Genomic DNA, 23,735 nt, shown 5'->3' on the forward strand with positions numbered 1-23,735 from the left:
AAACCCGCCTTTCGGCGGGTTTTTTCGTTACATCAGGTTGCGACCGTGGAACAACTCCTCGATCTCGCGCCGCAGCAGCGACTCGATGCGCTGGCGCTCCTTGAACGAGAGGTCGTCGGCATGCGCCTCGAACAGATACGTATCAAGGTCGAAGTCCTTGATGTGCATCTTCGTGTGGAACATGTTTTCCTGGTACACGTTCACGTCGAACATCTCGTACTTCTGGCGGATGTGCTTGGCCAGGTAGTCCTGCACCGAGTTGATCTTGTGGTCGATGAAGTGCTTCTTGCCCTTCACGTCGCGGGTGAAGCCGCGCACGCGGTAGTCGGCGATGACGATGTCCGATTCGAAGCTGTCGATCAGGTAGTTCAGGGCCTTCAGCGGCGAGATCACGCCGCAGGTGGCGACATCAATGTCCGCGCGGAAAGTCGCAATGCCGTTGTGCGGGTGCGTTTCCGGATAGGTGTGGACGGTGATGTGGCTCTTGTCCAGGTGCGCGACCACCGCGTCGGAGATGGTGTCGCGGCCGAGCTTCTCCACCACCGGCTCCTCGGAAATGAGGATGGTGACGGACGCGCCTTGCGGATCGTAGTCCTGGCGTGCAATGTTCAGGATGTTGGCGCCGATGATTTCGGCCACATCCGTCAGGATCTGGGTCAGGCGATCGGCGTCGTACTGCTCGTCGATGTATTCGATGTAACGCTGGCGCTGCTCTTCGGACACCGCATAGCAGATGTCGTAGATGTTGAAGCTCAGGGCCTTCGTCAGATTGTTGAAGCCTTGCAAACGCAGGCGCGGAAGCGGTTTAACCACAACGACTCTCCATGGCCGGGGATGGGGCCAGCAGTAGAGGCGGGTTAGCTACAAGGGTCCCCGCTGGATAATTCGACGTGAAAGCCCGAAGCTTCCACGACCCTTGTGACGGGAGCGCGACAAAGGGATCGCGTCCGAAAGACCGTGAAGTATGCGGCAAAAAAAAGGAAAACTGAACCTCCGGAAGCTCAGGTTAGTTTGCCATAATGCCCGGAGGGGTAAGGTTTGGACTACCGGGGGACGCTTGCGGCCCCCGTTTTGAATCAACGGGATCTCACGTGGCGCAACTCAAATATCAGCTACAGCAGGCTTTTGAACGGTCACAGGCGCCAGCGAATTTCGCACCGGACCCGGCGTCGATGGAGCGATTTCTTGCGCTTTGCCATCGCCGGCGCTATCCGGGCAAGACCGCGATCATCCGCCCGGGCGATCCCGCCAATACGCTGTATTACATCGTGGAGGGCTCGCTGGCGGTGTGTTCGGAGGACGAACAAGGCCGCGAACTGATCCTGGCCTATATCAGCCGTGGCCAGTTCATCGGCGAGATGGGCCTGTTCGTGGAACAGGCGCAGCGCGAGTCGCTGGTGCGTACCCGTACGGCCTGCGAGATGGCCGAGATCAGCTACGAGCGCCTGTTCCAGCTGATGGAAGGTCCGCTGCGCGAGGAATGTCCGAAGATCCTGTTCGCCATCGGTTCCCAGCTGACCCACCGTCTGCTGCGCACCTCTCGCCAGGTCAGCCGCATGGCCTTCATGGACGTCACCAACCGCATCTCCAAGACGCTGCTGGACCTGTGCCAGGAGCCTGATGCGATGACCCACCCGGAAGGCACCCAGATCCGCATTTCCCGCCAGGAAGTGAGCCGCATCGTGGGCTGCTCCCGCGAGATGGTGGGCCGCGTGCTCAAGCAGCTCGAGGAGCAGCGCATGATCGACGTGGCGGGCAAAACCATCGTGGTGCGCGGCACCCGCTGAGTCTCATCCAGGCTGGGCCCAGACGAAGAAACCCGGCCACGGCCGGGTTTTTTTTCAGTGCCCCGGTGCCAGACTCAGCCCCGGGCCGCCCCGGCTTTGGCGGCCTGGCGATGGTCCGGCTGGTAGATCATGTACACATCCGCCCGCTCGTAGTGCGAGCCGGCCCATACCGACGGCTGCAGCACGAAGCCGGCCTGCTGGTACATGCGCAGCGCCGTCTTCAGGCGGCTGTTGGACTCCAGGAACAGCTCCCGGCCGCCGCGACGGTGAAATTCGGCGATGGCGGCGGCCAGCAGCACCCGGCCGGCGCCCATGCCGCGGAAGGTTTCGTCCACGCCCATCTTGGACAGCTCATAGACGCCCGGCGACTCGCACAGCAGCGCGCAGGTGCCGATGACCTCGCCCGCCAGCCGCGCAAAGAAAATCGCCCCGCCTGGCGCCAGCACGTGGCGCTCGGGGTCGCCCAGCATCTGGCGATCGATCTCCTCGATGCGGAAGTGACGCTCCAGCCACTGCGCATTGAGCCGGTAAAAATGCTCTTTCAGGGCCGCCTCGTAGGGCACCACTTCCAGCGCGGCCGTGGTCAGCGCCGCATATTCGGCCAGCATGGCGTCGACCACGGGGCGCTCCTGCACGGCCGCTTCGGTCGCCGACAGGGCGGTGAGCAAGGTCTCCAGCTCCTGCTCGCCCAGGGATTTGACGATGCCTCGGCGCACGGCGACCCAGATCGGCCCCAGCGCGGAAAGATCGGCGCGGCCCTTGTCGGTCAGGCCCAGCAAGCTGCGGCGACCGTCCTGGGCATCCTTGTTGCGACAGACCAGGCCCGCATCGACCAGCTTGTCGGCCAGCTGGCTCACCGCCGAATGCGTCTGCCCGATGGCCTGGGCCACGTCGCTGACCGTGGTCTCGCCGTTCTCCCACAAAAAGCGCAGCACCGGAAACCAGCGCGACTCAACGCCAGCCCCGCAGGTGCGGTAGACCTCGTCGACGGCCGCGTAGAAGTGGTCGCTGAGCGACTTGAGCCGGCTGCCGAGCGCCAGCTGGGCGAGCGTAGGGAGATACATCCGACAACCCTCGAACCATGGAGTAGATATCAACGCGTGTCGCTAAGCTGCCCTTGTGGGAGCGCACCCTGTGCGCGACGGCCCTGGTTGGGAGCGCGTCGCGACCGGGTGTCGCGCACACGGTGCGCTCCCACAATCAACCGGTCGCGGGTCAGAACCAGTCGACGCGGGTGATGGTGCGCCCCAGTGCCCGCTCCAGCTTCTTGCAGAGCTTGGGCGTGCCGTTGACCAGCACAGCTTCCGCGGCAGGCTTGAGCATGGGGGCATCGACCAGCGAGTCGCTATAGGCCACATGCCACTCGCCAACCCCGAAAGCCGCCAGCTGCGCGGGTTTGCGGCGACCGACATTGTGCAGCTTCACGCGCATGCCCAGCGGTCCGGGACGCAGCTGCGAAGCCAGCACGTCCACTTCACCCAGGCCCAGCTGGGCGAGGATATGGCTGACCAGCACGTGCTCGCAGCCGGTGACCACGATGACGCGGTCGCCCGCGGCCTGATGGCGGCGCAGGGCGTTCAGGCCGTCGCGGCAAAACTGCTTGGGGCGACGCGTCAGGCTTGCACCAAACGCTTCGGCCGCCGCGCGGTAGCGGCGCTCGTTGAGACCGAGCAGGCCCACGTGCACCAGCGCACGCTCGGCCAGACGCCTGGAAAACGGCACGACCAGCAGCATCCACGGCAGCGCTAGCAAGGCGCCGAGCTTGCGCAGCCACGATCGCTGGAAGCGATCGCGCATGAATAGATAGAAGGCGTCGCCGTGGATCAGCACGCCGTCGAAATCGAACAACACCGTGCGCGGCGCGGCCACAGCCGCCTCCGCCGCCACCGGCTCCAGACTGGTTTCCCCTGTGCTCATACGTCGACCTGCCCGAGACTCAGGCCGAGGCGAACAGGCGCTTCAGTTCCGCGCCCGGATCGTTGGCGCGCATGAAGGCTTCGCCGACGAGAAATGCATTGATGCCCGCCTCGCGCAGCGTGGCGACATCGTCGGGCGTGTGGATGCCCGATTCGCTGACCAGGATGCGGTCGTATTCCATCAGCTGCTGCAGTTCCAGCGAGGTATCCAGCGAGGTGTGGAACGTGCGCAGATTGCGGTTGTTCACGCCGATCAGCGGCACCGGCAGCGCGAGCGCTCGCTCCAGCTCCTCGGCGTCGTGCACTTCGCACAGCACGTCCAGGTCGAGTTCGGCCGCCAGCATCGACAGATCCAGCAGCGCAGAATCGCTCAGCGCCGCCACGATCAGCAGGATGCAGTCCGCGCCGATCACGCGGGCCTCGTACACCTGATACGGATCGATCACGAAATCCTTGCGCAGCACCGGCAGCGAGCAGGCCTCGCGCGCCTGCTGCAGGAAGTCTTCGCTGCCCTGGAAAAAATCCTTATCGGTGAGCACCGACAGGCAGGCCGCACCGCCCAGCTCGTAGCTGCGGGCAATCGCGGCGGGATCGAAATCCGGACGGATCAGGCCCTTGCTCGGGCTCGCGCGCTTCACTTCAGCGATCACGGCGGCCAGGCCGGCATCCACCTTGGCCTCGATGGCGGCGGCAAAACCGCGGGTTTCCGGCAGATCGGCCACACGCGAGGACAGTTCGGCCAGCGGCAGCCTGGCGCTGCGTTCGGCCACTTCTTCAGTCTTGCGGGTGAGGATGCGCTGGAGGATGTCGGTCATGGCAAAAGCTTGCGGGGAAAGGGGATGAAAGTAGCGTGAGCGTCAGGACGCATCCGCCAGGCGCCGTGTCACGGCGACGAAGGCGTCCATTTTTGCACGAGCAGCGCCGCTGGCGATGGTTGAGCGTGCGAGCTCGATGCCCGCGGCGATGGAATCCACCACGTTGGCAGCGTACAGCGCAGCGCCGGCATTGAGGCATACGATGTCGTGCGGCACGCCGCGACGCCCTTCCAGGGCCTCCAGCAGCATGGCGCGCGACTCTTCGGCATTCTCCACGCGCAGATTGCGGCTGGAGGCCATGGCGAGACCGAAATCCTCCGGCTCCACTTCGTATTCGCGCACTTCGCCGTCGCGCAGTTCGCCCACCAGGGTGGCCGCGCCCAGCGAAATCTCGTCCATGCCGTCGCGTCCCCACACCACCAGCGCATGTTTCGCGCCCAGCGCCTGCAGCACGCGCACCTGGATGCCGACCAGATCGGGATGGAACACGCCCATCAGAATATTCGGCGCACCGGCCGGATTGGTCAGCGGACCGAGGATATTGAACAGCGTGCGCACGCCCATCTCTTTGCGCACCGGTGCGACTACTTTCATCGCGGGATGATGGTTGGGCGCAAACATGAAGCCGATGCCGACTTCCTGCATGCACTGCGCCACCTTCGCAGGCGGCAGATCGATCACCGCGCCCAGCGCCTCGAGCACATCCGCGCTGCCCGACTTGGACGACACGCTGCGACCGCCGTGCTTGGCCACACGCGCACCGGCAGCAGCGGCAACAAACATCGAGGTGGTGGAAATATTGAAGCTGGAGGCGCCGTCACCGCCGGTGCCGACGATGTCGACGAAGTGCTCGTGCGCAGGCAGCGCCACCTTGGCCGACAGCTCGCGCATCACGCGCGCCGCGCCGGTGATTTCGCCGACGGTTTCCTTCTTCACGCGCAGGCCGGTGATGATGGCGGCAGTCATCAGCGGGCTCACTTCGCCGCGCATGATCTGCCCCATCAGCTCGATCATTTCGTCGTGGAAGATTTCGCGGTGCTCGATGGTGCGCTGTAGCGCTTCCTGCGGCGTGATGGTGACGCGGCGACCCACGTTGCCGGCCACGTTCATGCCGCGAGCTTCAGCGGCAGACCGAGGAAGTTGCGCAGCAAATCGTGGCCGTACTGGGTGAGGATGGATTCGGGATGGAACTGCACGCCCTCGACCTTCAGCGTCTTGTGGCGCAGGCCCATGATCTCGTCGATGCTGCCGTCCGGATTTTCCGTCCAGGCCGTTACTTCGAGACAATCAGGCAGCGATGCCTGCTCAACGACCAGCGAGTGATAGCGCGTGGCCTCGAACGGATCGGGCAGCCCGGCGAACACGCCCTGGCCGCGATGGCGCACCGGCGAGGTCTTGCCGTGCATGATCTGCTTGGCGCGGATCACCTTGCCGCCAAACACCTGGCCGATGGCCTGATGACCCAGGCAGACGCCGAACACGGGAATCTCACCGGCCAGCTCGCTCAGCACCTGCAGCGACACGCCCGAATCGTCCGGCGTGCCGGGTCCCGGCGAAATCATGATGTGGGAGGGCTTGAGCGCCCGGATGCCGGCTATGTCGAGCGCATCGTTGCGCACCACCTTCACCGCCTGGCCCAGCTCGCCCAGGTACTGCACGAGGTTGAAGGTGAAGCTGTCGTAGTTGTCGATCATCAGCAGCATACGGGGACCAACTCTTTGATTTGGTTATACCAAGCAACGCACCGCTGGCGCGGAATGGCGCCAGGTATCCCTGCCGTCAGCGGATGTCGGCGCGGGCGCCGACCTGCCCGATTGTAGCGGCGGCCGTCGCGGCGATGCAGCATGGAATTGTCGGGATGCGCTGGATATGGGGACGGCGGCCAGGCTGCCGACACCATGAGTGCCGGCATCGGCCCCGCAGGTTGTCCGGCCGGCACGCGCCCGGAAGCGCTTGCCGGACTCAGCCTTTCAGGCGCCGGGGGTCGAGCATGTCGGCGGTGACGCCCGCATCCTGCAAATGGGCGGGCAGCGGACGCCCCAGGGCGAGATTCGCGCAGGCCTCGCCCATCGCGGCCGAGGTCTGGATGCCGTAGCCGCCTTGCGCGGCGACCCAGAAGAAATCGCTGGAGCCGGGCGCAAAGCCGCCCACCAGGTCGCCATCGGCCACGAACGAACGCAGGCCGGCCCAGGTGCGCGTGGGGCGGCGGATGGTCATCGTGGTCGCCTCTTCGATGCGGTGGATGCCGATGGCGATATCGAGCTCCTCCGGCTGCACGTCGTGCGGCATCACCGGATCGGCGTTCGCGGGACAGCCGAGCAGCAGGCCGGCGTCCGGCTTGAAGTAGAAACCTTCATCGACGTCCATGACGAAGGGCCAGCGCGAGGTGTCCATGCCCGTCGGCGCTTCGAACAGAAACGCCGAACGCCGGCGCGGCTGGATGCCGATCGGCGCAATGCCCGCCAGCGCGGCAATCTGATCCACCCACGCGCCAGCTGCATTGATCAGCAAGGGAGCGCGGTAATGCTCGTGGCCGGCGTCGACAAACCAATGGCCGGGTCCGTGTTCGATCGAGCGGATATCGACATTGCAGCGGAGCTGACCACCCCGCGCCCGCACGCCGCGCAGGAAGCCCTGGTGCAATTCGTGCACATCCATATCGCAGGCGCCGGGCTCGTGGAGCCCGATATGGGCAGCGTCGGGGCGCAACACCGGCACCGTTTCGCGCAGCCACGCCGCATCCACCACGCACAAGCCCTGCGTGCGCGATGCCATCTGCGCATGCAGCGCGTGCACCTTTTCGATGTGGTCGACGGTGCCGATGCTGACCGAGCCGCGCGGTGAAAGAATCGGGTGTCCTGCGAAACCCTCGGGCGGACGATCGAAGAAACGTCGCGCCGCGCGCGTCAACGCGCGCACCTGCTCGGAGCCGTACGTCTCGGAAAACAGCGCTGCCGAGCGCCCGGTCGAATGCATGCCGGCGTGCTCTTCGCGCTCCAGCACCAGCACGCGCGCATGCGGCGCGAGGAAATAGGCGACCGAAGCGCCGGCCATGCCGGCACCGATCACGATCACATCGACGTCGTGCAGCGTACTCATGCCTTGGCGCTATCCCGGGCGGTTTGACGGGCCACCACGCTGGTGGCGGTGAGATCGGCGGTGACATTGCCCAAGGTCGCCAGCGCATCGGGCAAGGCATCCACCGCGAGCATCAGGCCCAGCGGCCCCACCGGCACGCCCATGGCCTGGGCCACCGGCAGATTGGTCGCCATGAAGCTGACCGCGCCGGGCAGCCCCACCGAGCCGAGACTGATCACGACGGCCAGCAAGGCCGCGGCAAACAGCGGCGCGGCGCCCACATCGATGCCGTACGCCCACGCGATGAAACAAGCCGACGTGACGTACTGGATGGGACTGGTGAGGCGGCACAAGCTGACCGCCATCGGCAACACCAGCGCGTTGACCTGCGGCGGATAGCCCAAACGGCGCTCCGCGCTTTCGAGCATGGCCGGCAGCGAGGCCAGCGACGACTGCGTGCTTGCCGCCACGATCTGAGCCGGAATCAGCGCGGGCACGAAGCGCCGCAGTGTTTCGCCGCCCCAGATGATCGCGACAGGCAGCATCAGCAAGGTGACGGCGAGATACAGCAGGCATTCGACCAGCACATAGATGCCCAGCGCGCTGAGCATATGCAGGCCGGCACGGGCGCACACGGCAAGGATCAAGGCGAAGACGCCCAGCGGCGCCACCCACAGCACCCAGCGCACCACCACGATCATGGTGTCGGCGATGGCCTGGAAAAACGACACGACCAGCGCACGCCGCGTGGCGTCGATGCGGGTCAGGCCGAAGCCGAAGAACAGCGCAAACACCACCAGCGGCAGCATGGCGCTCTGCGCCGCGGCCATGATCGCGTTGGCAGGCACGATGCCGTTGAACCATTCGGCCCAGCCCACGGCGGCGGTGATGGGCGGCGCATGCGAGGCCACCGCGCTGTCGAGCGCGGTGGTCAGTGCTGGGTTGTGCGGAAACAGCGCGAACAGGCGCGGTGCCACGGCCGCCGCAAACAGCGCGCCGCCGGTGAGTATCAGCAGGAAGGCCACGATGGCGCGCCGCGCGATGCGTCCGGAAGCCGCCGCATCGCTGGCGGTGTTCACGCCGACCACCACCAGCGCAAACACCAGCGGCACCACGGTCATCTGCAACGCGTTGAGCCATAGCCGTCCAAACGGCTGCACGGCATCGGCCACCGGCAATGCGGCGTCAGGCCACCAGGCGGCTAGGCCCAGGCCACCCGCCGCGCCCAACACCAGACCGATTAGGACCCGCGAGGTCGGACTCAAGGCTGTGCGCCCAGCGACGGCAGCTGCCATGACGCTTGCAGCCGCTCAAATTCGCTTTGCGGCAGCAGGACGAACACGGGCTGCTCCTCGGGCTTCATCCAGCTCAGCAGACGGCGCATCACCGGCTCGGGCATCGCGGTGCAGCCGGCGGTGGCATCGGTCGGCGATTTCCACAGATGTGCGAAGATGCAGCTGCCGCCGCCCGGCTTGCCCTTGGCGTTGTGCTCGATGACGAAGCCGATCTTGTAGCGTTGGTCGCCGTCCAGATGCAGGTCGCGGCGCATCGGTTCGCTGGCGCCTTCCACCGCTTTCTCGCCCACTTTCTTCGTATCGACAATCTGGTTGTAGTACGGCGAGCCATCGACATCGACGCACCAGTCGGTGTCCTGCATCGCCTCGTAAGGCATGTGAGTATCGGCTTTGGCAGCGTAACCGAAGACTTCACCCACGCGGTACACACCGGCGGCGGCGCGACCGTCGCCTTCGTGCTTCTGCGGACCATCGGCCTGCGCCGCATTCAAGCCGATACCCCAGGCCGAACCCGAACGCCCCACGGTCACCGCCTGCGCATCCACGATCGGCTTCCAGGTGTTGCCTGAGCGCTCGTACGCACGCAGCACACCGTGATCGGCGTTCCAGTCCGGCGTGATCACCAGCACCATCTGGCGCGAGGACTGCCACGCCAGCGACTGTTCGGTGGCGAACGACGTAGCCACCGGCATCACCGCTGTCAGGCCCAGCGCGGTGGCAAGGAGACGACGAATCACGAAGCGACGGGCTGGAGAAGTCATGCGATTCCGCGAGTGGTGGGATCAGGGCTCCAGCATCTGCTGGACGCGTTCGAGATTGGACAGCAGCTGGACATGGCGTTGCTCATCGCCCTCGCACAGCTGCACATAGACGCCGTCGAGCAGGTGCTGCAGCGCCGACTGGTAGAGCACCGGCTGGATGTAGGGGCGATCGTCGTGGGCGGACACCAGCAGCGCGAGGTCCGCGATCGCACGCAGCGGGTTGGAGGTATGCCGCGTCACGGTGATCAGGCGGCCGCGGCGCTCGCGGAAGAAACGACCGATCTTGCATAGCGCCGGATGATTGCCGTGCTCGGAAAACACCAGCAATACATCGCCTGCACCGGCGGCGGACACGCTGGCCGCCATGCGCGGGGCGTCGAAATTGTGGATCGACGGTACGCCCAGCAGCGACAAGCGCAGCGCAAAGCTGCGCGCATAAATATCGTCGTCGCCCAGCCCGATCATGAAGACCTTGCCCTTGGTGCCCGCCGTGGCAATCGCTTCGGCCACGGCCTGCAGGGTTTCGGGGGCATTGATCAGCCGCGTCTCTTCTTCCGACTCGGCCTTGCGCCGCCACAGATTGCCCGAGGCCGATTCGTCGAAGGCCGCTTTCGCCTGCGTGGCGACATGGGTGGCATCGCCGTTGTCGGCGCGGGCAATGGCCTCGCCCACCGAATACTTGAGGTCGGGATAACCCTTGAAGCCCAGCTTCTGGGTGAACTTGACCACGCTGGACTGGCTGATGCCCAGCGCGTTGGCCAACTGCTGCGAGGAGTAGTCGCGCAGCAGCTGGGCGTTTTCCAGGATGAAATCGGCGATGCGCCGCTCGACCGCGGACATCTGGTCGCGTTCGGAGCGGATTTTCACCAAGGGCGACATATCAAGCTTCCAGCTTTTCCAAGCCACGAATCTCCCGGATACCCAACCCGGGCGCCTCGGTGACCGAGATCTCCGACTCGTTGAAGACCACGCCCCCATCCACCGGGTTGTACTGGCACAGCGAGGGGCCGTCCAGATCCACCTTGGTGATCACCGCCGACTTGGCCACCGCCACGTGCACGGCTGCGGCCACGCTGATGCTGGTTTCCAGCATGCAGCCGATCATGCATTCCACGCCGTACATGCCGGCGATGTCGGCAATGCGGATGGCGTTGGAGATGCCGCCGGTCTTCATCAGCTTGATGTTGATGATGTCGGCGGCGCGCATCTGGATCAGGTCGATCACTTCCATCGGACCGAACACGCTTTCGTCGGCCATGATGGGCGTGTGCACGCGTTCGGTGACGTAGCGCATGCCCTCGAGGTCGCGCGCCTTCACCGGCTGCTCGACCAGCTCCAGTCGCACGCCGGCGTCTTCCAGCGTCTGCAGCGCGTAGACGGCCTGCTTGGCGGTCCAGCCCTGGTTGGCGTCGAGGCGGAGCAAGGCGCGGTTTTCCACCGCGGCATAGATCGCCTTGACGCGCTCGATATCGACGCCGATATCCTTGCCCACCTTGATCTTGAGCGACTCGAAGCCGCGCTCCACCGCGCTCACCGAATCGGCCACCATCTTGTCGATGTAGTCGACGCTGATGGTGATGTCGGTGGTGATCACCGGATCGCCGCCGCCGAGCAGTTTGTACAGCGGCGCCTTGTACAGCTGGCCCCACAGGTCGTAGAGAGCGATTTCCACCGCTGCCTTGGCGCTGGTGTTCTTCTCCATCGAACTCTGGATCAGCTGGGTCAGCCGATTGAGGTCGGCGATCTCCTGGCCGACCAGGCGCGGCGCGATGTAATGGCGGATCGCATCGACGATCGAGCCGTGCGTGTCGCCGGTGATCACCGCCGTGGCCGGCGCTTCGCCGTAGCCGATCTGACCGCTGTCGGTATGCACCATCACCACGATGTCTTCGACCTGGTTGACGGTGCGCAGCGCCGTCTTGAACGGCGTCTTCAGCGGCACCCGCAGCATGCCGAACTGGATGTCGGTGATCTTCATGGGATGCGGAAGCTTCCTGTCTTCAATGGAAAATGGGGGCGCAAGGCGATCACGGATGCACGCGCACGATGCTGGTCATGCGATCGACATAGGTGTGCTTGTCGTCATACATCAACGGCAGCAGCGGCGTCACCGACACTTCGTTGAGCTTGACGTGGCGCATGCCGCCCTTGCCGTCGCGATAGGACATGCCGCCGGTATCGTGGATCACGTAGGGCGCGCCATCGAGCTTGCCGATCACCATCATCACGTGGCCGGGGATATAGACCAGGTCGCCCACCTGCAAGGCCATCGCGGCCTTGAGGCGCGCGTCGTGGCTGTCCTTGTCGCCGAAGGCCTGGTGGGTGAGGCCGGGGCTGATGGCCTGCTTGCTGGTGTTGCGCGGCATCTGCACACCCATGCTGCGGAAGACGTCCGACACGAAGCCGCTGCAGTCGCGGCCGTCGTAATCGTGACCCCAGCCGTAGCGCTCGCCGAGGAACTTGAACGCCTGGCGGATAATGTTGGCTTCGGTGAGCGGGAGGTAGTTGTCCTGCGTATCGGCATTGCGCTGGATCAATGCCGGCGAGAAGGCGAGCTTGCCATCGGCCTGGCGGATGGGCAGATCGACCACATACGACGCGTACGGCGACTGTCCATTGACCGGCTGATCGGCCGGATGATCGGACAACACCGGCACGGCCACACCCATATCCAGTTGCAGCTGCGATACCGCCGGCTGCTCCGGCGTGAACACGGTGTGGATGGTGCCACCCGTCACCACGCGTTGCGGCAGGCGCGTGCCATAGGTAAGCACGTCCATCGCCGAACCCTCGGCGACGTTGTCGCGATGCGTCCAGGCGGCATAGCGCTCACTCACCACGAACAGCCAGCGGCCATCGCGGCTGGTGTGGGCGATCAGCACGGGCGTGCCGGGGAATTCCGCGGTCTCCTGGAAGCGGTCGATATCCGTATCGTCCTTCGAGGTGAACACACGCGTATCGGTGGGATAGGTACGCAGGGCCGCGCGCTGCACGATCATGCCGTAGCGGCTGGTCTGCTGGGCCGGCACCGCATCGAGCGCCAGCGCGTCGGTGAGCTGCGCGCGCAAGCTGTCGGGCACCGGCTGGCCCTTGTCGTCAAACAACGGGCGCTTGGGATACTGCGAAAGGTCGTTGATCCAGCCAGTCACCATGGCGCGATCGACGTTGGCCGGGACGCCATGCAGATCGTGCATGGAGGCATCGACCTTTAGCAGCTTCGCGTTCTGCGCGCCGACGGCATCGATGCCCGCAAGCACGCGATCAGGCTGCACCAGCTGCTTGATCCAGAACTCCGGTCCCAGCATCGCGTTGTTGCTGATGCCGAGCACGCCCGAAGGCGGCACGGGTACGGCGTCGGGCCGCTGGTCCGCCAGTACCGGGGCCGCGGCCAGCGCGGCGAGCAGACACAACGTCAGGCGAGGCATGAGTCGCATGGTGATTCCTATGCAATGGCCAGCGACGACATCACCGACGCCACCAGCAATCCAAACCCTGTACCGAGGATATAACCGAGCAAGGCCAGCAGGATGCCCACCGGCACCAGCGAACGCGAGTAGCTGGCGGCGAGTATTGGCGTGGCCGCCACGCCGCCGATGCAGGCCAGCGAGGAAATGCCGCAAAGATACAAATCGAAATGGAATACGCGCGCGGCCAGCGCCAGCAGCACGGCATGGATCGCGATGATGCACACGCCGCACATCAGATACAGCGGCGCCGAGCCGATGCCGTCGAAGTTGCTTTGCGACGCCAGGATCGCCACCACGCTGATCAGCATGGCGCTGGAAATGGTGCTGGCACCGGCAAACCGCGCCAGCGGCGTATGCGCGGCCACCAGGCCGAACGCGGTCGACAGCATGATGGTCCAGGTGGTCGGCGAGACCATCTCGGTCACTGGCAGGCGACCGGCCAGCCATGCCGACAAGGCCGCCACCAGCAAGGCCATACCCAGCCACAGCAGCACGTTCTCCGAGGTGGTCGGGCCATGGCTGCGCGAGGGTTCCACCACCATGTCCGCGCTGGAGGTGGCGCGCGTCCAGCGATTGAACTGTGTGGCCACGCGGCCCAGGCCAAACAGCACCACCACCCACATGGAGTAGCACAGCGCATCGGTGAGCAGCGAAAACGCCAGCAGCCTATCGGGCATGCCAATCGCCTGCTTCACCGCCACCATATTGGCTGTACCGCCGATCCAGCTGCCCGACAGCGCGGCCAGCGGCTGCCAGGCATCGCCCTTCAGCCAGACGCGGAACATCAGGAAGGTGCCGACGAAGGCGATGAACAGGCAGGCCATGGTGACGAAGAACACCGCAAGGACGCGCGGTCCCAGCCGGTAGATCGCGCGCAGATCGCAATTGATCATCAGCAGGAATAACAGGGCTGGCACCAGGTGCTCGATCAGCATGCCCTGGGTGGCGCGGATCTCGGCATTGACCTGCCACAGGCCGGTGACGGCCAGCGCGGTCACCAGCAGGTAGGTCAGCACGATCGGCGGCAAAACCTCGAAGAAACGCCACTTGTAGCGCCGCTCCAGGGCGGGAAACAGGCCCGCTGCCAGCAACATGACAGCGAGATAAGGCCAGGCCGTGTGGATCATGCGTCCCCTTTGACTCCCCGATCGCCTCGTCTTTGGAATATCTGATTCAGACGATGTCGTATCGAAGCATAAATTATTGACCGTCGATTGCAAGCGTGCTACACAGCGACTTCGCTTTTTCTTACGGGGAAGTGGCAGGTGCAGACGGTGCGACCCATCTCATCCTTGCGACGTCGGCGCCATTCGCTGGCGACGGCGCTTGCCTGCCTGCTGCTCGCCGGTGCCGCATCGGCGGCCACTCAGTCCCCGCTGCAGCATGCCATTGCGCAGATCGATGCGGGGCAGTTCAGCGCGGCCGAGGCCGACATCACCAGCGCACTGGCGCAGCCAGGCCTCACGCCGGAAGCACGCGACGCGCTGCTGTTCCAGCGCGAACGCATGCGCCGCATCCGTCTCGACTTCACGCTCGACGCCGATGCCGCCAAGGCGCGGCTGCGGAAACAGGTTCCCGACCTCACCGACGCGGAGTTCGCGCGCTGGGATCAGCAAGGCCTGCTCGAACACCAGGTGATCGACGGCCGCACGCTGTACTTCAAGCGCGCGCCAGGGAACCTGTTCCTGCTCAGCCCGGAGGCCGCGGCACGACGCGCGCATCCCGCGCCTGCCAACGACGATCCGATGGAGACGCTCAACGATCACCATCGCGATGCGCGACGCGAGGCGCTCGCCACGCATCGCAGCAGCGTCACGCCCAACCATGTGCGGGTCACCGAAACCGTCACGGTCAACGCCGATGCCGTGCCCGCCGGCGAGACGATACGCGCCTGGCTGCCGTTTCCGCGCGAGCTGCCGGGGCAGCAGGAAGGCGTGCGCCTCGTCGACAGCCAGCCTGCCGGAGCAAAAGTCGCACCGGCCAGCACGATGCAACGCACGGCGTACCTGGAAAAGGCCGCCGTCGCGGGCAAGCCCACCACGTTTGCCGTCACTTACGAGCTGACCATCTACGCGCAGTACCACGATATCGATGCGTCGAAGGTAGTGCCGGCGAAGATCACGCCTGAACTCGCCCCCTTCATCGCCGAGCGCGCACCGCACATCGTGTTCACCGACGACCTGCGCGCGTTTTCGCGCAAGGCGGTCGGCAACGAGACCAACCCGTATCGCATCGCGCAGAAGTTGTTTGCCGCCGTTGACCAGATTCCCTGGGCCGGGGCGCGCGAATATTCCACCATCAGCAATCTCAGCGATTACACCCTGCACGCCGGCCACGGCGATTGCGGCCAGCAAACGATGCTGCTGATCGCGCTGCTGCGCTTGAACGGTATTCCCGCGCGCTGGCAGTCGGGCTTCATTTTCTCCGACGGCAGGTACAACAACATCCACGACTGGGGCCAGCTCTATCTGGCGCCCTATGGCTGGGTGCCGATGGACGTGACCTTCGGCCAGCTGCATCCGGCGCCAGGCGACGACGCGGCCTTGCAGTGGTTCTACCTCGGCGGGCTGGACGCCTACCGGATCGCCTTCAACAGCGATTTCAGCCAGCCGCTGGTGCCCGCCAAGCAGTACTTCCGTTCGGAGACGGTGGACTCGCAGCGCGGTGAGCTCGAGTGGCGTGGCGGCAACTTGTACTTCGATCAGTGGGATTACGACTTCACATGGCAGCTGCTGCCGGCGACTGAGCGCGCCGACAGATAAGCCGTCTTTACATCAACGACGACAGAACCGGGGGAGACGGGGAAATGGTCAGTCGTACTTTTCGCAGGACCATGCTGTGCGTGGCATTGGGGATGGGTCTGGCTTCGATGGCCGCGCCACCCGCACAGGCAGGCAACAACGACGGCACCGTGGTCGGCCATACCGAGGCCGGCGCCGTGGTAACCATCAGCAGTGCGCAGACGGGTTTTACCCGCTCGGTCACCGCCGACGAGAAAGGCAATTACCGCATTCCGTTCCTGGCCATCGGCGATTACTCGCTGTCGGTGGAAAAGGACGGCAAGACCATCACGCAGTCCACGCCAGTCACGGTGACGCTGGGTAATGCCACCACGGTGAACCTCGGCGGCAACAACGCGACGAACCTGTCGGCGATCAATGTCACCGGCACATCGATCATCACGGCGGTGGACGTCACCTCGACCGAGTCGTCGACCAATATTTCGCGCGAGGAGCTGCGCCGCCTGCCGGTGGATCAGAACATCGCCGCGGTGGCCAACCTCGCGCCGGGCGTGGTGAAAGGCGCATCGGCGTTCGGCGGCCTGTCGTTCGGCGGTTCGTCGGTGGCGGAGAACGCCATCTACGTCAACGGCCTGAACGTCACCGATTTCTACAACCGCAACGGCTATTCCGAGGCACCGTTCAACTTCTACCAGGAATTCCAGGTGAAGACGGGCGGCTATTCGGTGGAGTTTGGCCGCACCACCGGCGGCGTGATCAACGCGGTGGCGCGTTCGGGTTCCAACGATTTCCACGCAGGCGTGGAAATGACCATGGAGCCGGGTGCCTGGCACGCGCAGGCCGAGGATCGCTACGACGCCAACGGTAACCGCTACCTCACCGCCAGTGAAGACCGCGACTCGTTGATGAAAACCAACATCTACGCGTCCGGCCCCATCGTGAAGGACAAGCTCTTCATCTTCGCCATGGTGGAACAGCGCGGCGACAACCCGCGCAACACCAACGACGAGGGCACCACGCTCACCAGCAACAGCTCCAGTCCCGACTTCTGGGGCACCACCATCGACTGGCATATCAACGACAGCAACCTGCTCTCGCTGATGGCCTTCTCGGACAAGAGCAAGAACGTCGGCACGGTCTACAACTACGACTACGACACGCACACCATCGGCGCCAAGACCAACACCATCTATACCGACACCGGCGGCAAGAACTGGTCGCTCACCTATACCAACTACCTCACCGACAATCTGTCGATGAAGGTGTTGTACGGCGAGAACAAGCGCGAATCGTTCAACCGTGCGCTCACCGACCTCGATTGCAACCACGTCGCTGCTGAAACCGCCGTGCCCAAGCCCGGCGTGCCGCTGGGCTGCACCACCAACACTGCGGTGGAGAAGCGCAACGACAAGCGCAAGGAAGGCCGCGCCGACTTCGAATGGAAGCTGGACGACCACCTGCTGCGCTTCGGCTACGACCACGAAGACGACGACTCGGTCTACAGCCGCCACTACCCGGGCCCCGGCGCGATCTATTACAACGTGTATGCGGCCACGCCAGGCTCGACCATTCCCAACCCCAACGGCGGCGGCGTGATTCCGCCGGGCTACAACGGCTATGTGCGCGCACGGCGCTACGAGATCGCCGGCAACTTCGACACCACCAACAACGCCTTCTATCTCGAAGACAACTGGCAGGTGACGCCCAACCTGCTGCTCAACGCCGGCATCCGCCGCGACGGCTTCGACAATATGGACGCCGCCGGCCGCAGCTATATCAAGATGGACAATATGTGGGCGCCGCGCTTCGGCTTCTCCTGGGACGTCAAGGGCGACGGCACCACCAAGCTCTACGGCAACCTGGGCCGCTATTACCTGCCGGTGGCCAACGTGATCAACATCAAGCAGGCCGGCGGCCTGCTCGACCAGCGCACCTATTACGCCTTCGGTGGCTGGCAGACGCTGACTGATGCCAATGGCAACCAGTACGCCATCCCCGTGCTTGGCCCGCAGCTGGGCGGCGTGGATACCTCGCAGGGCGACGGCACCGTGCACGACCTGCGTTCGGAAGTGAACAAGGACATGCAGCAGGTCTACCAGGACGAGCTGATCCTGGGCTTCCAGCAGATGCTCAACGACAAATGGTCGTGGGGCGTCAACGCGACCTACCGCAAGCTGCACAACGCCATCGACGACATGGAGATCAGCGCCACCGGCAAATGCGGCCCGGACGGCTACATCGGCTGGGTGATGGGCAATCCTGGCAAGAAGAACACCGTGTGGGGCGACACCAACTGCGATGGCACCGCCGATGGCTGGGTCACCGTGGATACCTCCAAGGAAGGCTGGGCGATGTACGACGAGGATGGCAACTACCTCGGCCAGCGCGGCTGGGTGAATCCCAAGCGCACCTACACCGCGCTGGAATTCCAGCTCGATCGCGCATGGGACAACAAGTGGTCGTTCAATGCGTCCTACGTGCTGTCGTGGAACCGCGGCAACGCGGAGGGTCCGGTCAACTCCGACACCAACTTCGACGACACCGGCCGCACCGAGAATTTCGATGATCCATGGGTGAATTTCGGTGGCGACGGCTACCTGCCCAACGACCGTCGTCATCAGCTCAAGCTGCGCGGCACCTATGCCATCACGCCGAACTGGCAGGTGGCGGGCGACGCGAACATCGCTTCCGGCGGCCCCATCACTGGATTCGGCGTGGGCAACCCGTATGACGCCACCGTTTACCACAGCTACTACATCTGCGTGGCCAACTGCGACGCGGCGCGTTCGGAAGATCGCGTGTACGAATCCTCGCCGCGCGGCAAGTACGGCCGCATGCCGTGGACCTACACCCTTGGCGCCAGCATCACCTACCTGCGCCAGCTGGCCGACGTCGGCCAGCTGCGGGTGAAGTTCGCGGTCTACAACCTGCTCAACGAACAGCGCACCATCCAGGTGGACCAGGACCTGCAGACCACCATTTCCAACAGCACCAGCTCCACCTTCGAACAGCCCTTGCGTTTCCAGTCGCCTCGCTTTGCGCAGTTGACGGTGTCCGTGGACTTCTGATGAGTCCCTCCCCACCGGCAGCCTGCGTCATGCAGGCTGCCGTTTTTTTGCTGCAGGTTCACCCATCATGGACACCCTCGCCTCACCCCATGCCACGCTCGACGGCGTCGACCTCCACGCGCTGGCCGATCGCCTGGGCACGCCGCTGTATGTCTATTCGGCCAGTGCGATCCGCGAACGCATCGCCTCCCTGCAGTCGGCCCTGCACGGCACCGATCACCTGATCTGCTTCGCGGTGAAGGCCAACCCCAATCGTGGCGTGCTTGCCCTGATGCATGAACATGGCGTCGGTGCGGATATCGTCTCGGCTGGCGAACTGTGGCGCGCACGGAAGGCCGGCATACCGGCCGGGCGCATCGTGTTCTCCGGCGTAGGCAAGACCGAAGCGGAGCTGGCCGACGCCTTGAAGATCGGCGTGCTGCGCTTCAACGTGGAATCGCATGACGAACTGCTGGCGTTGCAACGCGTGGCGCAGGCGCTGGGTGCCAAGGCTCGCGCCGCCGTACGCATCAATCCCGACGTGGATGCGCTTACCCACGCCAAGATCTCCACCGGCCGGGCCGAGAACAAGTTCGGCGTGAGCATCGACGAGGCGCGGCACTGGTTTGCCGGGCGCGACGCGCTCAGCCATGTGCAGCTCGATGGCCTGCATGTGCACATCGGCTCGCAGATCCTCCAGCTCGATCCATTTCGGCAGGCCCTGCAGCGCGTGGCGGCGTTCTGGCGCGAACTGGCGGCGCAGGGGCATGCGATCCGCAGCATCGACGTGGGCGGCGGGCTGGGCGTCTGTTATCGCCAGGGCCATGACCATCCGATCGATGCGGCTGCCTATGTCGCCTTGGTACGCGAGGCGCTGGCCGGCTTTGCAGGCCGCCTGCTGTTCGAACCGGGCCGCTACCTGGTGGGCGAAGCCGGCGTGCTGCTGACCCGGGTGATCCGCCTCAAGCAGGGCGACGAACGGACCTTCCTGGTGCTGGACGCCGCCATGAACGACTTGGCCCGGCCCAGCCTGTACGATGCATGGCACGACATCGCGCCGGTAGCCGGGGACGCACGCCCGATGACTTCATACGACATCGTGGGACCGGTCTGCGAAACCGGCGACACCTTTGCCAGGGCACGCGCCCTGCCCGCCTGCGCTCCCGGCGACTTGCTGATGATACGCACCACCGGCGCGTACGGCGCCTCGATGGCCTCCACCTATAACTCGCGTCCGCTCGCCGCCGAAGTGATGGTGGACAAGGGCCGCTACGCGGTCGTGCGACAACGCCAAAGCTTCGAAGACATGGTCGCCGGCGAGCAGCCGGCCAAACACTGGGAAACCGCATGAAGACTCTCGGCTTACTCGGCGGCGCCATCGCGCTTGCACTCGCCCTAGGCAGCGCTCCCGCCCAGGCGCAGCAGGACCCGCCGATCACGCTCGACACGCACGTGGATATTCCTTTTGCGTATATGCATGAAGCGCGCTTCGACTTTGGCAAGTCGACGCCGATGCAGGTGGACCTGGACAAGATGCGTCGCGGTGGCCTCGACGCCGTGTTCTTCATCGTCTACGTGGACCAGGGTCCGCTGACGCCGGCCGGCTACGCGCACGCCGTGGCCCAGGCGAAACGCAAGTACGACGCGATCGACCTGATGCTGACGACCTATCCGGAGCAGATCCGTCTCGCCACCACGCCGGCGCAGGTACGCGCCAACAAGGCCGCAGGCAAGCTGTCGGCGATGATCGGCGTGGAGAACGGCTACTCGCTCGGCCACGACATCAGGAACCTCGACCTGGCCTATAAGCGCGGCGCGCGCTACGTCGGCCTCGCCCATATGGGCAACAACGACCTGTGCAGCAGCTCGACGCCGGAAGCGGAGCTCGGCGACACCCCGCTGCCCGAATACGGCATCACCGAGTTCGGTCGCAGCGTGGTCAAGCGCGAAAACGAGCTGGGCATCATGGTCGACGTATCGCACTCCTCCGATGCCTGCGTGCGCGACGTGCTGGCCTTGTCCACCGCGCCGGTGATCGCCTCGCATTCGTCCTCGCGTGCGCTGGTCAACCATCCGCGCAACCTCTCGGATGACCTGCTGCGCGCCATCGCCGCCAAGGGCGGCGTGATCCAGGCGGTGGCCGTGGGCGAGTTCATCAAGCTCGACCCCGGTCGCGAGATGGCCGTGAAAGCGCTGCAGGCGCAGGTGGCCAAGCAGGCCGGCGACAAGGCATTCGACAGCGAGAAGCACGCATACCTGCCCGCGTATATCGATGGCATGAAACGCATCGACGCGGCCTTCCCGCCGGCGACGGTCGACGAGTACGTCGCGCATATCAAGCATATGGTGGAGGTGGCCGGCATCGATCACGTCGGCATCGCGTCCGACTTCGACGGTGGTGGCAGCCTTGCCGGCTGGTCGGATGCCACGCAGACGCGCAACCTCACGGCCGCACTGCACCGCGCCGGCTTCAGCGACGCGGACATCGCCAAGATCTGGGGCGGCAACCTGCTGCGCGTATGGGACGAAGTGACCAAGCACGCCACGGCGGGTCATGCGAGCTGAGCAAATGCTGCGATGGATGGTGGCGATCGGGTTGGTCGTCGCCACCAGCGTCGCCAGCGCGGCTGACTCGCCGACCGCTGCGCAGCTCGATCCCATCGTCGATACGGTGATGGCGCGTTATCACCTGGCCGGACTGGCTGTCGGTGTGATCGACCATGGCCAGTTGATCTATACGCGCACGCTCGGCGAACGCGTGGCTGGCTCCGGCCAGCCGATCACGCCCGATACGCTGTTCAAGATCGCTTCCAACAGCAAGGCGATGACTTCCACCCTGCTCGCCCGACTGGTGCAGGAAGGCAAGCTGCGCTGGGATGCGCCGGTGCGCAGCTACCTGCCCGGCTTCCGCATGGCCGATCCCTGGGTCACCGAGCATATGCAGGTGGGCGACCTGCTCACCCATCGCAGCGGCCTGCGCGAGGGCGCGGGCGACCTGATGCTGTGGCCGGAACCGAACGAGTTCACGCGCGAGGACATCGTGCATGCGCTGGCCTATCTCAAACCCGCGTACAGCTTTCGCGCCGGCTACGCCTACGACAACCTGCTTTATGTCGTCGCCGGCGAAGTGGCCGCGGCAGCGGGGCATGATCGCTACGACGCCCTGTTGCGTCGTGAAGTGTTCCAGCCACTCGGCCTAACGCGTTGCCAGATCGGTGCATGGCATCGCGATGATGTCGGCAATGTGGCCCAGCCGCATACGCGGGAGCATGACCGCAACCTCGTGATCAACGCCGACGATGCGCAGATCCCCGATATCACGTCGGCCGCGGCCGGCGGTGTGCGTTGCAGCCTCACCGACATGCTGGCGTGGGCACGCAACTGGGTTGCACCAACGCCGCAACAACTGCAGTGGTTGACGCCCGAACAGCGCCAGATCCTGTGGACGCCGTACACGCCCATGCCGATCTCGGCGCGGCGGCGCGCCTGGGATGGCACGCGTCTCTACGCCTATGGTTACGGCTGGCGCATCGCCGATGTCGATGGCGTGCACACGGTGTCGCATACCGGCACGCTGTCGGGCATGTATTCGGCCATGACGTTGCTGCCAGATCGCAAAGCCGGTTTCGTCGTGCTGATCAACAGCGAGGCGGAAGACGCGCGCACGGTGCTGGTGGAGGCATTGACCAAGCAATTCACCTCGCCCGGCGATGCGCACGACGTCAACTGGTACGCCGACCAACTCGATCAAGCCGCGGCCACCACCCGCAAGGCAAGCACCCCACCTGCATCGCAGCCGGCCAAGGCGGATGCACTGCGCAACCAGTGGGGCCAATGGCGCGCCCCCTGGTTCGGCGCCATCACCTTGTGCCCGAAAGGCGATGCACTGCGTTTCGTCGCAACCAAATCCCCCCGGCTGACGGGTACGGTCATGCGCGCCGGCCAGCGTTTCCTGGTGCATTGGGATCACGGCGATGCCGACGCGTGGCTGAACTTCCCCGGCGACGCCCATGGCAGCCTGCACATGAGCAAGGTCGATCCCGCCGCGGACTTCAGCTACGACTTCGAAGATCTCACCTTTCATCGGGAGCGCGGCTGTGAGTGATCGCCCTCGCTTCATCCCCGGCTTCGCGCTGCTCGCCCTCGTCGCACTCGCCCATGCCGATGGCACGCCCCGGCTTTCGCCCGCAAACACGGCTGCCCAGGCAGGCCTGGTGGATATCCGCCAGCTCGCACCCGATATCGCCGAAGACATCAAGTACGCCGGCAGCGACAACTTTGTCGGCACGCCAGTGGAGGGCTACCTCGCGCCCAAATGCCTGCTGCTCAAGCCCGCCGCCGAAGCCCTGGCGCGCGTGGAGAGCGATCTGCGTGCACAGCACCAGCGGCTGAAGCTGTTCGACTGCTATCGACCGGCGCGCGCGGTTCAACACTTCGTGCGCTGGGCCGGCGACCTCGCCGACCAGCGCACCAAGGCCGCGCATTACCCCAAGCTCGACAAGAGTGCGCTGCTGGGCGACTACATCGCACCGGTGTCCGGCCATAGCCGCGGTGCCACGGTGGATCTTACGCTGATGCAATGCGATGCCACCGATGCGCACTGCACGCCGCTCGATATGGGTACGGACTTCGACTACTTCGGCACCCTGGCCAACACCGATACGCCCGAAGCCAGCGCGGCGCAGCACGCCAACCGCGAGGTGTTGAAGCGCGCGATGGAGCGGGAGGGTTTCCGCAACTACGCGATGGAGTGGTGGCATTACACGCTGAGCCCTGAGCCCAGCCCCGACACCATCTACGACGTGCCGGTGCAATAGCTGCCCGGCCA

At 65.0% G+C, this 23,735-nt stretch carries 20 protein-coding genes; 7 read left to right on the plus strand and 13 right to left on the minus strand.

All coding sequences use genetic code 11. From position 1 onward, the window contains the following. Window positions 1-27: 27 nt before the first annotated feature. Window positions 28-813 carry an adenosylmethionine decarboxylase gene (gene speD / locus Y882_RS14365; protein ID WP_019465856.1) on the minus strand — a complete coding sequence of 262 codons (786 nt, stop codon included), beginning with the start codon at window positions 811-813 and terminating at the stop codon, window positions 28-30. Between the two features lie 278 nt (window positions 814-1,091). Between speD and crp the strand changes: the two genes are divergently transcribed. Beyond that, a complete protein-coding gene (crp, locus tag Y882_RS14370) occupies window positions 1,092-1,787 on the plus strand; it encodes a cAMP-activated global transcriptional regulator CRP (RefSeq protein WP_046972631.1) in 696 nt (231 codons plus the stop codon). Between the two features lie 74 nt (window positions 1,788-1,861). Here crp and Y882_RS14375 read toward each other — a convergent pair whose 3' ends face one another. The 12 genes from Y882_RS14375 to Y882_RS14430 form a co-directional block, all read right to left on the minus strand. After that, on the minus strand, window positions 1,862-2,851 hold the full coding sequence (locus tag Y882_RS14375; protein ID WP_046972632.1) for a bifunctional helix-turn-helix transcriptional regulator/GNAT family N-acetyltransferase: 990 nt from the start codon (window positions 2,849-2,851) through the stop codon (window positions 1,862-1,864). A gap of 151 nt (window positions 2,852-3,002) precedes the next feature. Further along, window positions 3,003-3,704 carry an HAD family hydrolase gene (locus Y882_RS14380; RefSeq protein WP_046972633.1) on the minus strand — a complete coding sequence of 234 codons (702 nt, stop codon included), beginning with the start codon at window positions 3,702-3,704 and terminating at the stop codon, window positions 3,003-3,005. A gap of 19 nt (window positions 3,705-3,723) precedes the next feature. Then, complete coding sequence (gene trpC / locus Y882_RS14385; protein ID WP_046972634.1) at window positions 3,724-4,518, minus strand: indole-3-glycerol phosphate synthase TrpC; 795 nt, start codon at window positions 4,516-4,518, stop codon at window positions 3,724-3,726. Between the two features lie 42 nt (window positions 4,519-4,560). Next, complete coding sequence (gene trpD, locus Y882_RS14390) at window positions 4,561-5,628, minus strand: anthranilate phosphoribosyltransferase (RefSeq protein WP_046972635.1); 1,068 nt, start codon at window positions 5,626-5,628, stop codon at window positions 4,561-4,563. Next, on the minus strand, window positions 5,625-6,221 hold the full coding sequence (locus Y882_RS14395; RefSeq protein ID WP_046972636.1) for an anthranilate synthase component II: 597 nt from the start codon (window positions 6,219-6,221) through the stop codon (window positions 5,625-5,627). The genes trpD and Y882_RS14395 overlap by 4 nt, the downstream gene beginning before the upstream one ends. A 259-nt stretch (window positions 6,222-6,480) precedes the next feature. Then, complete coding sequence (locus Y882_RS14400) at window positions 6,481-7,617, minus strand: NAD(P)/FAD-dependent oxidoreductase (RefSeq protein WP_046972637.1); 1,137 nt, start codon at window positions 7,615-7,617, stop codon at window positions 6,481-6,483. Then, on the minus strand, window positions 7,614-8,861 hold the full coding sequence (locus Y882_RS14405) for a dicarboxylate/amino acid:cation symporter (protein WP_046972682.1): 1,248 nt from the start codon (window positions 8,859-8,861) through the stop codon (window positions 7,614-7,616). The genes Y882_RS14400 and Y882_RS14405 overlap by 4 nt, the downstream gene beginning before the upstream one ends. After that, a complete protein-coding gene (locus Y882_RS14410) occupies window positions 8,858-9,652 on the minus strand; it encodes a L,D-transpeptidase family protein (protein ID WP_052950029.1) in 795 nt (264 codons plus the stop codon). The genes Y882_RS14405 and Y882_RS14410 overlap by 4 nt, the downstream gene beginning before the upstream one ends. Before the next feature lie 21 nt (window positions 9,653-9,673). After that, window positions 9,674-10,531, minus strand: coding sequence for a MurR/RpiR family transcriptional regulator (locus Y882_RS14415; RefSeq protein WP_046972638.1), 858 nt, complete (start codon window positions 10,529-10,531; stop codon window positions 9,674-9,676). A gap of 1 nt (window position 10,532) precedes the next feature. Next, window positions 10,533-11,630, minus strand: coding sequence for a dipeptide epimerase (locus Y882_RS14420; protein WP_046972639.1), 1,098 nt, complete (start codon window positions 11,628-11,630; stop codon window positions 10,533-10,535). Window positions 11,631-11,679: 49 nt separating this feature from the next. Further along, the gene (locus tag Y882_RS14425) at window positions 11,680-13,086 is read right to left on the minus strand and encodes a C40 family peptidase (RefSeq protein ID WP_046972640.1); all 1,407 of its coding nucleotides are present in this window, start codon (window positions 13,084-13,086) and stop codon (window positions 11,680-11,682) included. Window positions 13,087-13,094: 8 nt separating this feature from the next. Beyond that, window positions 13,095-14,246: a DUF819 family protein gene (locus Y882_RS14430; protein WP_046972641.1), complete on the minus strand. Its 1,152-nt coding sequence runs from the start codon at window positions 14,244-14,246 to the stop codon at window positions 13,095-13,097. Window positions 14,247-14,393: 147 nt separating this feature from the next. On the opposite strand from Y882_RS14430, the gene Y882_RS14435 reads away from it, so the two are divergent. From Y882_RS14435 to Y882_RS14460, 6 genes are all read left to right on the plus strand, one after another. Further along, window positions 14,394-15,881, plus strand: a complete 1,488-nt coding sequence (locus tag Y882_RS14435) for a transglutaminase-like domain-containing protein (protein ID WP_425479466.1) — start codon at window positions 14,394-14,396, stop codon at window positions 15,879-15,881. Between the two features lie 44 nt (window positions 15,882-15,925). After that, the gene (locus Y882_RS14440; protein ID WP_046972643.1) at window positions 15,926-18,928 is read left to right on the plus strand and encodes a TonB-dependent receptor; all 3,003 of its coding nucleotides are present in this window, start codon (window positions 15,926-15,928) and stop codon (window positions 18,926-18,928) included. Between the two features lie 67 nt (window positions 18,929-18,995). Next, window positions 18,996-20,258 (plus strand): diaminopimelate decarboxylase, encoded by a 1,263-nt coding sequence (gene lysA / locus Y882_RS14445; RefSeq protein WP_046972644.1) that lies wholly within the window; start codon window positions 18,996-18,998, stop codon window positions 20,256-20,258. Continuing rightward, window positions 20,255-21,472: a dipeptidase gene (locus Y882_RS14450; protein ID WP_046972645.1), complete on the plus strand. Its 1,218-nt coding sequence runs from the start codon at window positions 20,255-20,257 to the stop codon at window positions 21,470-21,472. Before lysA ends, Y882_RS14450 begins: the two co-directional genes overlap by 4 nt. Beyond that, window positions 21,462-23,012, plus strand: a complete 1,551-nt coding sequence (locus tag Y882_RS14455) for a serine hydrolase domain-containing protein (protein ID WP_244466351.1) — start codon at window positions 21,462-21,464, stop codon at window positions 23,010-23,012. Before Y882_RS14450 ends, Y882_RS14455 begins: the two co-directional genes overlap by 11 nt. Continuing rightward, window positions 23,005-23,724, plus strand: coding sequence for a M15 family metallopeptidase (locus Y882_RS14460; RefSeq protein WP_046972647.1), 720 nt, complete (start codon window positions 23,005-23,007; stop codon window positions 23,722-23,724). Before Y882_RS14455 ends, Y882_RS14460 begins: the two co-directional genes overlap by 8 nt. Window positions 23,725-23,735 lie beyond the last annotated feature (11 nt).

It is taken from the genome of Dyella japonica DSM 16301, assembly GCF_001010355.1.
Classification (GTDB): Bacteria; Pseudomonadota; Gammaproteobacteria; order Xanthomonadales; family Rhodanobacteraceae; genus Dyella; species Dyella japonica.